Here is a 12,948-nt window from a genome sequence, read left to right as displayed (position 1 = left end):
CGACGGCCCGCCAACTCTGGAAAAGTCCCCAGCGTGGCAGCCCGGTGTGACCCGCATCATGTGATGTGTTTGTTTCTCCCGGAACCATGGAGGTCTCGATGCGGATGCGTGCGCGAGCGGCGGCGGCCCTGACGATGACGGCGGCCGCGCTGCTGTCCGGACCGAGCGCGCAGGCGGATGCACTGGAGTACGTGGCGATGGGGGACTCGGCCGCGGCCGGACCGCTGATCCCGCACCAGAACATCAACCTGGCCTGCCTGCGCTCGGACCGGAACTACCCGGCGGTGGCGGCCAAGGCCCTGGGCGCGAGCCTGCGCGATGTGACCTGTTCCGGGGCCACCACTGCCGATTTCGCGGGTCGCAGGCTCGGCTTCATCGCCCCGCAGTTCGACACGCTCAAGCCGAGTACCGACCTGGTCTCGGTCACCATCGGCGCCAACGACTCCGGCCTGTTCCAACAGGCCCTGAGCTGCATCAACCTGCTCCCGGAGCCGGTCGGCCTGTCCTGCGCGGACCGGCTGACCGCGGGCGGGCGGGACCAGCTGGCCGCCGCGGTGGACGCCTGGGCGCCGAAGTTCGGCGCGGCACTGGACGAGATCCGCGCCCGCTCGCCGAAGGCCAGGATCGTGGTCACCGGGTACGGCACCTACATCCGGCCGCAGGGCTGCCACCCGGTCCAGCCGGTGTGGGCGCGGGATGGCCGCTACCTGCAGAGCGTGATGGACCGGATCAGCGCGGTCGCCCGCGGCCAGGCGCAGCAGCGCGGCGCGCGGTTCGTGGACTTCGCCGCGGTCACCCTCGGGCACGACATCTGCGCCGCGCCCGCGCAGCGTTACCTGGAGGGCCTGATCCCGACCAGCCCGGCGGCGCCGCTGCACCCCAACGCGCAGGGCATGGCCGCCTTCGGCAAGGCGATCGTGGCGGCGGCCCGCGGCTGAGCGGCGGTCATCGGCGGGTAGCGGCCCGCGCCGCCAGCGCGGCCTTGAGCAGCCCGATGTCCTTGGTACTGGTGGCATCCAGCCCGGTCAGCTCGGCGATCTTGCGCAGCCGGTAGTCCACCGTGTTCGGGTGCACGTGCAGTTCGGACGCGGCCGCCCGCCGGCCGCCCACGCGCAGGAACACCGCCAGGGTCTGGACCAGTTCTTCGTTGCCGGACAAGGGTTCCAGCACTGCGGCGAGCTGGTCCAGGGCGGGGCTCGGCCGGGACAACTGGTACTCCAGCAGCACATCCCGCAACCGGTGCACCCCGGGCGGTCGGCCGAAGCGCTGGGCCACGACTAGGACCTCCCCGGCGACCGCGGCGGCCTCGGCCACCCCGGCCGGTTCGGCGGCCACCGCGCCGACGGTGATCTCCGCGCCCGCGGCCCGGCTCAGTCCGGTCACCACCCGGTCCAGCCAGGCCCAGTCCCGCTCGGTCAGCTCGGCCACGGGCGCTGGGCCGGGCAGCAACGCGGTGCCACCCTCCGCGGTCAGCGTGGAGAGCACCGGACCGCGGATCTGCCGGTCCAGCTCGGCCCGCACCCGGCGCAGCTTGCGGCGGCCGGCGATCAGCGGATCCACCCCGTCCCCGGTCTCGTCCGGGTGCGCCCCGACCGCGAGCGCCAGCACCAGGTAACACGGCGGCAGCCGCAACCCGGCCTGACCGGCGGCGACCTCGGCCGGGATGCCGCTGAGCAGCGAGGACAGCAGGGTGTGCCGGGCGGAGTGATCGTCGTCGAACATGGTCTGCCGGGCGTCCAGATACCCCGCGCCGACCGCGGGCGCGACCACTTCCAGGTAGCGCAGCGCGAGATCGTTGACGGTCATCACGTCCTCGATCTCCTCCGGCCGGGCGTCCGGGCGCAGCGAGTCCCACATGACCTGGACCCCGATGTGGTAGGCGGTCAGCACCACGTCGATGGGCAGCCCCTCCTCGGCCCGGCGGGCCGCCGACTCGCGCAGGAACCCCAGGTCGGCGCGGGTGGGCAGGGTCCGGGTGCGCAGGATGTCGATGAAGGAGCGCAGGGTCGTCTCGATGACCTGGTTGATGTCCCCGGCGAGTGCCTCGGCGGGCAGCTGACGGTAGGCGGGCACCCGCCGGGTGATCTCTACCAGCACCCGCTCGACCAGCGCGGGCAGCTGCCGGGTGAAGCGCTCGTGCAGTGGCCGGCCGCCGACCACCAGCTCCCGCGGATTGTCATCCGTCACAACGAGTGGCCTCGTTTTCTGGGTTCCAGCCCATGTTGCCGGTCATGGTTCGTGATCCATCATGACATTCCGGCGATACCGAGTCGAGGAGCAGTGCATGCGCGAGTCCACGGCCGCCCCGCGATATCCGGTACCGGCCCGTGGCGGGGTGGTGGAACTGGTTTACGCCAACGCGGACACCGATCCGGACCGGGAAGCCTTCCGCCGCAAGGTCGGCGGCCGCTGGCAACCGGTCAGCGCGGGGAAGTTCGCCGCCCAGGTGACCGCGGTGGCCAGGGGACTGCTGGCCGCGGGCATCGGGCCGGAGGACCGGGTGGGGCTGTTGTCGGCGACCCGGTACGAGTGGACGTTGCTGGACTTCGCGCTGTGGGCGGTCGGCGCGGTGCCGGTGCCGATCTACGTGACCTCCTCGGCGGAGCAGATCCAGTGGATCCTGGCCGACTCCGGCGCGGCCGCGGTGCTGGTGGAGACCGCCGAGCACGAGGCAGTGGTGCACGCGCTGCGCCCACAACTTCCCGAACTCGGCTGCCTGTGGCGGATCGAACCGGATGAGGACACCGCGGGCGCGGTGGCCGAACTGGTCGCGGCGGGGGAGCGGGCCGGAACCGACGGGGTGCTGCGCCGGCGGCACGCGGTGGACGCGGCCGATGTCGCCACCATCATCTACACCTCCGGCACCACCGGCCGCCCCAAGGGCTGTGTGCTCACCCACGCCAACTGCCTGGCCGAGGCGGGCAACGCCGTCGAGCTGCTGCGCCCGATGTTCGAGGGCACCGCCGAGGACGGCGCGTCCACCCTGCTGTTCCTGCCGCTGGCGCACGTCTTCGGCCGGATGGTGCAGCTCGGCGCGGTGCTCGCGCGGGCCACCCTGGGCCACACCAGCGATATCAGGACCCTGCTCGCCGACCTGGCCGAGTTCCGCCCGACCTTCGTGCTGTCGGTGCCGTACGTGCTGGTGGCCACCGCAATCGCCCACTCCCAGGCGGAAAACCCAAGCCTGGTGCGGAAAATCCGGCATGCGCTGTTCGATCGGCTGGTCTACCGCAGGCTGCGTGCGGCTTTTGGCGGCCGCTGCCGGTACGCGATCTCCGGCGGCGCCCCGCTGGGCGCCCGGCTGACCCACTTCTACCGCGGCATCGGCCTGACCGTCTTCGAGGGCTACGGCCTCACCGAGACCAGCGCCGCCGCCACGCTCAACTCCCTGGACGCCTACCGCCCCGGCACCGTCGGCCGCCCGGTGCCCAGCACCTCGATCCGGATCGCCGCCGACGGCGAGGTGCTGATCAAGGGCGAACTGGTCTTCCCCGGCTACTGGAACGACGAATCGGCCACCACCAAGGCTTTCACCGAGGACGGCTGGTTCGCCACCGGCGACCTTGGCGAGCTGGACGAGGACGGTTTCCTGCGGATCACCGGCCGCAGGAAGGAGATCCTGGTGACCAGTGGCGGCAAGAACGTCGCATCCGCGGTGATCGAGGACCGGATCACCGCGCACCCGCTGATCGCGCACGCGGTGGTCGTCGGCGACGCGCGGAAGTACATCGCCGCCCTGATCACCATCGACCCGGAACACTTCCCGCGGTGGAAAACCGGTGCGGGCAAACCGGACCACGCCACCGTGGCCGAGCTGGCCGAGGATCCCGAGCTGCGGGCGGAGATCCAGGCCGCGATCGACCGGGGCAATGAGGCGGTGTCCACGGCGGAGTCTGTGCGGCGGTTCCGGATCCTGCCCGGCGAGTTCACCCCGGAGACGGGTCACCTGACGCCGTCGCTGAAGTTGCGGCGAGCCGTGATCATGACTGACTTCGCGCCCGAGGTGTCCGCGCTATACGCCTGACGAACGCGGCGGGCCCGGCCACGGTGAACTCGGTGACGTGTCGGCCTCGCCCACCTGCAGGCGCCACAGGGAGGCGTAGAGGCCGTCGCGGGTGAGGAGTTCGTCGTGGGTGCCCTCTTCGGCCACCACGCCGCCGCGGTCCAGCACCAGGATGTGGTCGGCTTGCCGGATCGTGGACAGCCGGTGCGCGATGACCAGCAGGGTGCGGTCGCGGGCGAACTCGTGCAGGGCGCGCTGGATGGCGGCCTCGGTCTCGTTGTCGACGGCGGAGGTGGCCTCGTCGAGGATGAGGATCGGGGCGTCCTTGAGCATGGCGCGGGCCAGGGACAGGCGCTGCCGCTGGCCGGTGGACAGGGTGGCGCCGCGTTCGCCGATCGTGGTGGCGTACTGCTCGGGCAGGGTGTGGATGAACGGGGCGGCCTCGGCCGCTTCGGCGGCGCGGTGCACGGCGGCGGGCGGAGCGGTGAAGGTGCCGTAGGCGATGTTGTCGGTGATGGTGCCGTCGAAGAGGAAGGCGTCCTGGGCGACAAAGCCGATGGCCTGGCGCAGATCGCGCAGGCGCAGGGTGCTGATGTCCTTGCCGTCCAACAGGATCGTGCCCGCGTCCGGGTGCTGGAAGCGGAGCAGGAGTTTGGCGATGGTGGTCTTGCCCGAGCCCGTGGTGCCCACGATCGCGGTGACCCGGTGCGGCGCCACCCGCAGCGACAGATTCCGCAGCACCGGCGGTCGGTCCGGGTAGGCGAAGGTGATGTCCCGTAACAGGATCTCGCCGCGGACAGCGGTGACCGGCAGGGGCAGGCCGCTGCCGTTGGGCTCGGTGGGCAGGCCGCGCAGCCGCAGGATGTTGTCCAGTGCGGCCACCGAGCGCTGGTACCGGTCCACCGAGTCGCCCAGGGTGCGCAGCTTCCACAGCACCTGTAGCGGCAGGCTGATCAGGGTGCTGAAGACCTCGAAGCGCAACGGCCCGGCCAGCACCGCCCGTCCGCCCAGCAACAGGATCCCGGCCAGGGACACGGTGGCGCAGCCGCGGACGGTCTCGGCGTAGGCGGCGACCTCCCGGTCCGAGCGTTCGTCACCGCGCCGGTACTCCTCGCTGAGCGCGGCGATCCGGCGGATCTCGTAGTCCTCGGCGCAGAAGCTCTTCACCGTCGCGTCGGCCTCGATGGCGTTGACCACCTGGCTGTTCAGCCGGGCCGAGCGTTCGCCCGCGGCCACGAAGTGCGGGGCCACCTCCTCCTGGTAATGCAGGGAGAGCCCGGCGATGACCGGCACCGGCAGGAAGGCGATCCAGGCGACGCCGGGGGCGAAGATCAGGAAGGCGGGCACGGTGATCAGGAAGCTGGTCACCAGCTGGGTCATCTCGTGCGCGGAGGTGGCCAGGAAACGGCCCAGCGCCTCGATGTCCTCGGTGAGCACCTTCGCGATCCGGCTGCCGCGCTCCCGCGTGACGTGCTCGGTGGACAGGCGCTGCACGTGCGGATGCAGTTCGGTGCGCCAGTCGTGGCGCACCCGGTGGGCCAGGTTGCGCCACAACAGGCCGGAGCTGAAGGAGAGCACCGCCACCGCGACGCAGACCAGCGCGGCGAGCCCGGCCAGCAGCCACAGCTGGGCGGTGGCGGTGACCAGCCCGATGCGCACCAGCAGCAGGCTCTGGCCGCGGATGAGCACCACCGCGACCCAGCCGATGAACACCGCCAGCATCAGGTCCATCACCTGGCCCAGCGCGGAGAGCACCGTGGCCAGGTAGAACCGGCCCCGGTGCCTGCCCACGATGCGCAGCAACGGGCGGCGCACCCCGGCGGAGGCGCCGCGGGCCCGCTTGGCCCGAACCCACGCGCGCCGGATGATCACCGCGGTGGCCAGCAGCACCAGGCCAAGGCCCACCAGTGGCGAGGGCCGCAGCACCAGGCCGAGCACGGCGGCGCCACAGGCGATGGCCAGCGCGCGGGCCAGCCGCCCACGCCGGCGCGGACGCACCGGCGTCTCTGTGGCGGGCCGGGTGGGGGCGTGCAGCAGTGCGACCGCGCGCGTGACCACCGCGCGCACCCGGTGGCCGACCGTCTCGGCGGTCACGTCGGGATCGTGCCGGAGCAGGAGCCTGCCGGTCACCGGATTGGCGCGAATTACCTGAATTCCGGGGGTGGCGTCCAGGCTGCGCGCCACATACTCGGCCAGCCGTGGCCGTCCCAGCAACACGTCGATCTCCCAGCGCTGACGCCCGGGAACGACTGACCGTGGTTGTGCCACCGCGGTTTCCATGAACAACAGCCACCGGTTCCCTAGCGTGCCACGCCTATGACTGATCCACGCCCATTCGCGTCAATTGGGCGATACGGACGTGCCAGGGGACTGTTTCCTGGCCTTCGGCTTGACCGGTTCGGGCTCGGTAAGGTCGACGGTCGCCTCGGCGGTGAGGTCGGAGATACCCTCAGCCGCTTTCGCCGCGGCCTTCCGCACCTCCATGACCAACCCCACCGAGGCGCGGACCACGCCACGGACCAGTGGTTTCGCCACTTTGGCCGCGAGCGGCGCGGTGACCAGCCCGATCAGGAATGGGGCGATGGCAGGCAATGGCATGGCCAGGTCCATCCGTTCTTCTGGGTTTCCGAAATGCGCTGACTCCGAATTCCGACGCTAGTGCCCGCTGTTGATCGAGTCAACACCCGTAGTGGGTGGCGCTGATCATGACGTCTCTGATTAAGTGCATTCGGCGCACCCAGGATTTCGCCGGTTCGGACTAGTCGATCCGATTCCGAACGTGGTTCGGCTGCGCACAGTGGCGCTTTTGCGGCGCTGCTCGCGAAGACACACTCAGCCGATTGTCATGAACTGGCAGGCTTGCTCTACTTGATTGCACTGCGGGTGTCTCACGAATACGGAGGACGGCAGTGTCCCTCTCACCGGTCAAGCGGCAGAGCAATGCCGATGCCCTGGCGAAGATCAGGACCGTCATCGCGGGCGGGGTCAGCAGTGGTATGCGGATCGATGCCATCCCACAGCCTCTGGTGGTGCGCCGGACTCAGGGTTGCCGGGTCTGGGATGTGGAGGACAACGAGATCATCGACCTCAACATGGGCTACGGCTCGCACCTGTTCGGCTACGCCGACACCGAGGTGCTGGCCGAGGTCGGCGAACAGTTCGCCCTCGGCCACCTCACCGGCCTGCCGCACGAGCTGGACGCCGAGGCCGGTGCGCTGATCGCCGAGCTGGTGCCGGGCATCGAGCAGGTGCGCTTCGCCAACTCCGGCACCGAGGCCGTCACCTCGGCGCTGCGCCTGGCCAGGGTGAGCACCGGCCGCGCTCTGGTGGTGACCTTCGAGGGCCACTACCACGGCTGGAGCGAGACCGTGCTGCGCGCGGGCAAGGCCGTGGGACACTTGCGGGAGGGCTCGCCGGAACAGGTGCGGCCGGGCGCCCCCGGCATGATCCCGGAGGCCCTGGCGCACACCGCGCAGCTGCCGTGGAACGACCATGAAGCGGTGCGGGACCTCTTTGCCCGCGCCGGCCGGGACATCGCCGCGGTGCTGCTGGAACCGGTGCTGGTCAACGCGAACGTCATCCCGCCCGCACCCGGTTTCCTGGAGCTGCTGCGGGAGCTGACCACAGCCGCGGGCGCACTGCTGGTCTTCGACGAGGTGATCACCGGCTTCCGGGTGGCCAGGGGTGGCGCGCAGGAGCGCTACGGCGTCGAACCCGACCTGACCGTGCTGTCCAAGGTGCTCGGCGGCGGGTTCCCGGTCTCGGCCTTCGGCGGCAGACGGGCGGCGATGCGGTTGCTGGCGGCCAACCAGGCGCACCACGCCGGGGTCTTCGCGGGCAACCACGCCGCGATCCGCGCGGTCATCGCGCAGCTGGGCAAGATCCGCCGCAGCCCAGGGGTCTACGCCGAGCTGGAACACCTGGGCGCCTACGCCGAGGAAGGCGTTCGCGCCCTGACCGAGGCCGAGGGCCGCCGGGTCCGGGTGGCCAGGGTCGGCTCGCTGGTGTCGGTGGCCCTGCTGCGGCAACCCGTGCCGCCGGAGGCCGGCCTGCGGGAGCTGGCCGCCGCGATCGACTTCGACGCCCACCGGCGCTGGCAGATCGCCGCGCAGCGGGAGGGCGTCTACTTCCACCCCAACCCGATGGAACCCTGGTTCCTCAGCACCGCGCACACCAGGGACGTGCTCGACAAGGTCCTCGCCACACTCGGCCGGGCGCTGGCCGGGGCCAGGTGAGCGCCCGCGCCGAGCTGCTCGGCACCCTCCGGGCCCAGGCCGCCCGGCTGGGCGAGCGGCCACTGCTGGTGGCCGGGGAGCGCGGCGTCAGCGGCACCGAGTTCCTGGCGCTGCTGGCCGGGAAGGTCCGCCGCTACCAGGGTGCGGGCATCGGCGTGGGCGCGGTGGCCGGCATCCAGGCGTGGCCACCGGCGGAGTTCCTCAGCGACCTGTTCGCCGTGATCGACACCGGCGCGGTCGCCGTGCCGCTGCCGCGCAGGCTCACCGCGTGGGGCCTGGAACGCGCCGAGGCGCTGCTGCCGCTCACCCATCTGCTGGTGGCGCCCGGCACCGGCTTCGGGCTCGGACCGGTCCTCGCGCCCGCCGGTGGCCGGGTGCTGAGCCTGAACACCGCCCGCTCCGGCGAGGGGCCACGGCAGGCGGCCACCGCGCAGCTCACCTCCGGCACCACCGGCCGCCCCCGGGCCGCGCTGCGCACCGCCGCGGCCCTGCTCGCCGAGGCCGCCGCCTACCGGGACACCCTGGAGCTGGGTGCCGGTCAGGTGCTGGGCTGCTCGGTGCCCCTGCACCACGCCTACGGGTTCGGCCTGTGCGTGCTGGCCGCGCCGCTGGCCGGGGTGTGCGTGCACTACCTGTCCGCCGACCGGCCCCGGGTGCTGCTGCGGGAGCTGGCCGGGCGGGGCATCACCCTGTTCCCCGGGGTGCCGCCGATGCTGCGGGTGCTCGCGAGCGCGGCCACCACCGTGGTGGGCACCGATTTCCTCACCGCGGGCATGCCACTGGACGCCCGCACCGCGGACCTGGTGACCGGCCGGCTCGGCGCCCGGCTGGGCCAGGTGTACGGCACCACCGAGACCGGCCCGATCTGCGTGCGCCCGCCCGGCGCGAGCCCGGCCACCGGCGCGGTCGGCCCGCCGCTGCCCGGGGTGGAGGTGCTGCTGGCCGAGCCGCCGGTGGACGTGCTGACCGCGGGCGGGCTCACCGGCGCCGGCCTGGTCACGATGCGCTCGCCCGGCCTGATGTCCGGCTACGCGCACGACACCGCGCCCTTGACCGGGCACTTCACCACCGGCGATCTGGCACGCTGGTCCGGCGGGGAGCTGGTGCTGGCCGGCCGGGTGTCCACCTGCCTCAACGTGGCCGGGATCAAGGTCAGCCCGGAGGAGATCGAGGCGGTGCTGCTGGCCTACCCCGCCGTGTCGGCCTGCCTGGTGTCCGGAATGGACGATCCACTACTGGGCCAGCGCATCACCGCGCTGGTCACCCCGGCCACCGTGGACCTCGCCTCGCTGGCCGCGTTCTGCCGGGAGCGCCTGGAACCGGCGCTGCTGCCGCACCGCATCACCGCGGTGGACTCGCTGGCCACCACCGAGACCGGCAAAGTCCTGCGGGACCAGCCGGTTTAGGCCGTGTACCCGGTGCTGCTGGTGCACGCCCTCGGTGACACCGGCGCTGGCTGGCGGCAGCTGAGCAGCGTGCTGGCCGCGCCGGGCCGCCAGGTGCTCACCCCGGATCTGCGCGGGCACGGCGGCACCGCGGCCGGGTACACCGCCGCGCTGGTGTGCGCGGACCTGATCGCGCTGCTGGACCGGCATGGGCTGGCCCAGGTGGACGTGGTGGGCCATTCCCTTGGCGGGCACGTCGCCACGCTGCTCGCCCAGCGGCAGCCAGACCGGGTGCGCCGCCTGGTGCTGGAGGATCCGCCACCGCCGCCGAGGGATGACCGGGACGCCGCCGCGATCCGGGCCAGGGCCCAGCCGCTGACCGCGTTCCTGCGGCACCGGCGGGGCCGGGTGGATCCCAGGGCGGTGCGGGCCTTCATCGAGGAACTCCGCGAGCCGGACCCGGACTGGTGGCGGCGGCTGGCCACGATCACCGCGCGCACCCTGGTGATCAGCGGCGGCCTGGACAGCCCGGTGCCGCCCGCGCTGCTGGCCAGGGTCGCCGCCGCGATCCCGGACGCCCGGCTGCTGGCCGCCTCGGCCGGGCATCACGTGCACCAGTGCCGCCCGGAGTTCTTCGGCGCGGTGGTCTCGGCGTTCCTGGCCTGATCACACCCCGGCGAGCCGGTAGGCGGTGATCACGATCTCCTGCAGGGCCAGTGCCTCCCCCGCGGTGACGACCGTGCCGGGGCCGGACCCGGTGACCGTGTTGAAGAAGGCGGTCAGCGCGGCCAGTTCGGGTCGTTGCCCGCTCACCTGGACCGTGCCGTCGGCCAGTCGCAGCTCACCCCGCCGGAAGTCCAGCACGTGCGCGCCCGCCGGGGTGTGCGCGGTCAGTGTCATCGCCACCGTGCGCGCCGCCCGGTCCAGCAGCAGCACCGCGGGCACCCCGTCGAAGGTCAGCCGCAGCTCGGCCCGTTCCTCCACCGCCCCGCCGCTGAGCGAACACCCGTCCACCTTCGGCGGCCCGAACACGGTGACCAGCACATCCAGGGCGTGCGTGCCCAGGTCCAGCAGCACGCCACCCCCGGCCAGCCCCCGATCCCGGTGCCACGGTGTGCAGGCGCGCCACAGGCGGTCGCCGGGCGTGCTCATGGTGAACTCGATCCCGGTGACCACGGTGTCACGCACGGCCGCGGTGAAGGCGGGCAGCAGGTCGTGGAAGCGGTAGGGCAGGTTGACCCCGAACAGCGGGTCCCCGTTGGTGCGCGCGGCCAGCAGCCGGGCCTGGTCGATCCGGGCGGCCAGGGGTTTCTCGCACAGCACCGCTACCCCGGCGGTCAGCGCGGCCAGCGCGGGCGCCAGGTGGTCATTGTTGGGTGTGCACACGGTGAGCACGTCCGGCCGGGTGCGCTCCAGCAGCTCCCGCACCGAGTCGCCGACCCACACCCCGGACTCCGCCGGGAACAGCCCCGCGGTGCGTTCGGGGTCGCGGTCGCACGCGCCGACCAGCTCCAGATCGGGGCGGGAGGCCAGGAACGGCAGGTGGTAGCGCTGGCACACCCGGCCACAGCCGATGATCGCGACCCGGATCATCGACTGGCGGCCGGGGCAGGCGACTGGCAGGCCCGCTCGATCCGCACGGCGAAGTCGGGGAAGGCCGCGCCGAGGTGGCAGCGGTCGTACTCCTCGACCAGCCCACGCAGCGCGGCATCCAGCCGCTCGGCCAGGTCGGCGCCGCCCAGGTCGGCCAGCAGCAGCCCGGTGTTGAGGAAGGCCACCAGCAACCGGTCCAGGCTCTGGTCCCAGCGGCGCAACCGGCTCAGCAACGGCCGCACATCCGCGCCAGGGCCGCCGCGCCGGGCCCGGACGGTGTCGGCGATGCGCTGGGCCAGGAAGGGGACCTCGTTCTCCTTGCGGTCGTTGATCTCGGAGCTGACCGCGCTCCACGCCGACCACAGGTCCTCCACCCGTTCGTCGGCTACCCGGTACTCCCGCCGCGCCTGCCGCAGTACCTCCCAGGCCACCCCGTCCACCCCGGGGATGTCGGGTTCGCCGTAGGTGCTGACCTTGTCGTAGATCTCGGTGCCGCGCAACGCGATCGCCCGGTTGATCAGGAAGAACGGGTTCTCGCACTCGTGCACCCTGGCGGCCACGATGAACTCCAGGTTCTGCCACAGCTCGTCCACCGTGGTGCCGGGTTCGATCATGATCCAGCCGGGTTCGAGTTCGATGCGTTCCTGTTTGAACATCCGGGCGGCGTCGAAGTTGTAGTCCACGGTGGTGCCTTTGCGGAAGCGTTTCATCATGCCCGGCGAGCCGGACTCCATGCCCAGCAACGCCAGCTCCATGCCCGCCCGGCGCAGCGTGCGCAGCGCCTCCCGGTCGATCAGGCCGGTGTCCACCCGGAACTCGCAGTGGAAGTTGACTTTCAGGTTGCGCCGCAGCACTTCCTCGGCGAACCCGACGGCGTGCTGGTAGCCCTCGCTGAAGGCGCCGCCGAAGTTGTCGTCGTTGAACCAGACGAACCGGGTGCCGAATTCCCGTTGCAGGAACTCGATCTCATCCACCGCGTCCACGATGGGCCGCACCCGCCACGGGCCGCCTTCCACCCCGGGTTGCCTTGGCGCGTAACAGAAGGTGCACTTGGCGTGGCAGCCGCGACTGGTGTAGGTGGAGGCGCGCGGGGTGGGGATGCCGGTGGCCCGGTGGTGCAGCAGGAGGTCCCGGGCGGGCCAGGGTTCGGTGGCCAGATCAGGTAGTTTCGGCGGGCCGCTGGTGCTGACCCGGCCGTCCCGCCAGAAGTACAGGCCGGGCACCTGCTGCCAATCTCGTCCGGCGGCCAGGCAGTCCATCAGCCCTTCCGCGGTCAGCTCGCCCTCGCCGTAGGCCACGCAGTCGGCCTCCGGCACGCGTTCGGCGATGAGTTTGGCGTTATAGGTACAGAAGGCGCCGCCGATCGCGACGAACACCGCCGGGTCAGCCTCGCGCACGCAGCGCAGCAGGCGGACGGCGTCCACGATGTGCAGGTCGTACATGATGCTGATGCCCACGAACATCGGGCGTTCCCTGCGTACCAGCGCGGTGATCGCCTCGTCGCTGGGGTTGCGGCCGTGCAGGTTCAGCGCGGTCACCGAGTAGCCGCGGTGCCGCAGGTGCCCGGCGATGCAGGCCACGCCCAGGTTTTCCCGGACCCGCTTGTAGAACAGGCGCATCGCGGGGTCCAGGCGCAGGTACTCCTCATCGTTGATCAGCACGTTCTGGTTGTTCAGGCTGGCGGCGCCGGTGGAGATCTCCCGCGGCGTCAGCAGGACCACGTCGGACATGC

At 71.9% G+C, this 12,948-nt stretch carries 10 protein-coding genes; 5 read left to right on the top strand and 5 right to left on the bottom strand.

Features of this window, described 5'->3' with window-relative positions:
• The first annotated feature begins 98 nt into the window (after positions 1-98).
• A complete protein-coding gene (locus tag ACTOWY_RS07430; RefSeq protein ID WP_441308866.1) occupies positions 99-938 on the top strand; it encodes an SGNH/GDSL hydrolase family protein in 840 nt (279 codons plus the stop codon).
• 7 nt (positions 939-945) lie between these two features.
• Here the strand turns inward: ACTOWY_RS07430 and ACTOWY_RS07425 are convergent, their stop codons facing one another.
• Positions 946-2,187: a PucR family transcriptional regulator gene (locus ACTOWY_RS07425; RefSeq protein ID WP_441308865.1), complete on the bottom strand. Its 1,242-nt coding sequence runs from the start codon at positions 2,185-2,187 to the stop codon at positions 946-948.
• Positions 2,188-2,284: 97 nt separating this feature from the next.
• Between ACTOWY_RS07425 and ACTOWY_RS07420 the strand changes: the two genes are divergently transcribed.
• On the top strand, positions 2,285-4,024 hold the full coding sequence (locus ACTOWY_RS07420; protein ID WP_441308864.1) for an AMP-dependent synthetase/ligase: 1,740 nt from the start codon (positions 2,285-2,287) through the stop codon (positions 4,022-4,024).
• On the opposite strand, the gene ACTOWY_RS07415 is transcribed toward ACTOWY_RS07420, so the two are convergent.
• Both ACTOWY_RS07415 and ACTOWY_RS07410 read right to left on the bottom strand, forming a co-directional pair.
• Positions 4,013-6,220, bottom strand: coding sequence for an ABC transporter ATP-binding protein (locus tag ACTOWY_RS07415; RefSeq protein WP_441308863.1), 2,208 nt, complete (start codon positions 6,218-6,220; stop codon positions 4,013-4,015). The genes ACTOWY_RS07420 and ACTOWY_RS07415 overlap by 12 nt on opposite strands.
• 123 nt (positions 6,221-6,343) lie before the next feature.
• Positions 6,344-6,613 (bottom strand): DUF5132 domain-containing protein, encoded by a 270-nt coding sequence (locus ACTOWY_RS07410; RefSeq protein WP_441308862.1) that lies wholly within the window; start codon positions 6,611-6,613, stop codon positions 6,344-6,346.
• Positions 6,614-6,912: 299 nt separating this feature from the next.
• On the opposite strand from ACTOWY_RS07410, the gene ACTOWY_RS07405 reads away from it, so the two are divergent.
• From ACTOWY_RS07405 to ACTOWY_RS07395, 3 genes are read left to right on the top strand one after another with little or no spacing between them, the layout of a single operon-like run.
• Positions 6,913-8,238, top strand: coding sequence for an aspartate aminotransferase family protein (locus ACTOWY_RS07405; RefSeq protein ID WP_441308861.1), 1,326 nt, complete (start codon positions 6,913-6,915; stop codon positions 8,236-8,238).
• Positions 8,235-9,644: a class I adenylate-forming enzyme family protein gene (locus ACTOWY_RS07400; protein ID WP_441308860.1), complete on the top strand. Its 1,410-nt coding sequence runs from the start codon at positions 8,235-8,237 to the stop codon at positions 9,642-9,644. The genes ACTOWY_RS07405 and ACTOWY_RS07400 overlap by 4 nt, the downstream gene beginning before the upstream one ends.
• A 3-nt stretch (positions 9,645-9,647) precedes the next feature.
• Positions 9,648-10,289 (top strand): alpha/beta fold hydrolase, encoded by a 642-nt coding sequence (locus tag ACTOWY_RS07395; RefSeq protein WP_441308859.1) that lies wholly within the window; start codon positions 9,648-9,650, stop codon positions 10,287-10,289.
• On the opposite strand, the gene ACTOWY_RS07390 is transcribed toward ACTOWY_RS07395, so the two are convergent.
• Positions 10,290-11,216 (bottom strand): Gfo/Idh/MocA family protein, encoded by a 927-nt coding sequence (locus tag ACTOWY_RS07390; RefSeq protein ID WP_441308858.1) that lies wholly within the window; start codon positions 11,214-11,216, stop codon positions 10,290-10,292. It lies immediately after the preceding gene.
• Positions 11,213-12,946 (bottom strand): B12-binding domain-containing radical SAM protein, encoded by a 1,734-nt coding sequence (locus ACTOWY_RS07385; protein ID WP_441308857.1) that lies wholly within the window; start codon positions 12,944-12,946, stop codon positions 11,213-11,215. The genes ACTOWY_RS07390 and ACTOWY_RS07385 overlap by 4 nt, the downstream gene beginning before the upstream one ends.
• Positions 12,947-12,948: the final 2 nt, after the last annotated feature.

Source organism: Crossiella sp. CA198 (genome assembly GCF_052078295.1).
GTDB lineage: Bacteria > Actinomycetota > Actinomycetes > Mycobacteriales > Pseudonocardiaceae > Crossiella.
This window is presented reverse-complemented; position numbering and strand designations above follow the sequence as displayed.

What these genes read in the sequence shown, in the direction of transcription:
- ACTOWY_RS07430 (WP_441308866.1), top strand. Translation starts at nt 99, where the DNA reads ATGCGGATGCGTGCGCGAGCGGCGGCGGCCCTGACGATGACGGCGGCC.
- ACTOWY_RS07385 (WP_441308857.1), bottom strand. Translation starts at nt 12,946, where the DNA reads ATGTCCGACGTGGTCCTGCTGACGCCGCGGGAGATCTCCACCGGCGCC.
- ACTOWY_RS07390 (WP_441308858.1), bottom strand. Translation starts at nt 11,216, where the DNA reads ATGATCCGGGTCGCGATCATCGGCTGTGGCCGGGTGTGCCAGCGCTAC.
- ACTOWY_RS07410 (WP_441308862.1), bottom strand. Translation starts at nt 6,613, where the DNA reads ATGGACCTGGCCATGCCATTGCCTGCCATCGCCCCATTCCTGATCGGG.
- ACTOWY_RS07420 (WP_441308864.1), top strand. Translation starts at nt 2,285, where the DNA reads ATGCGCGAGTCCACGGCCGCCCCGCGATATCCGGTACCGGCCCGTGGC.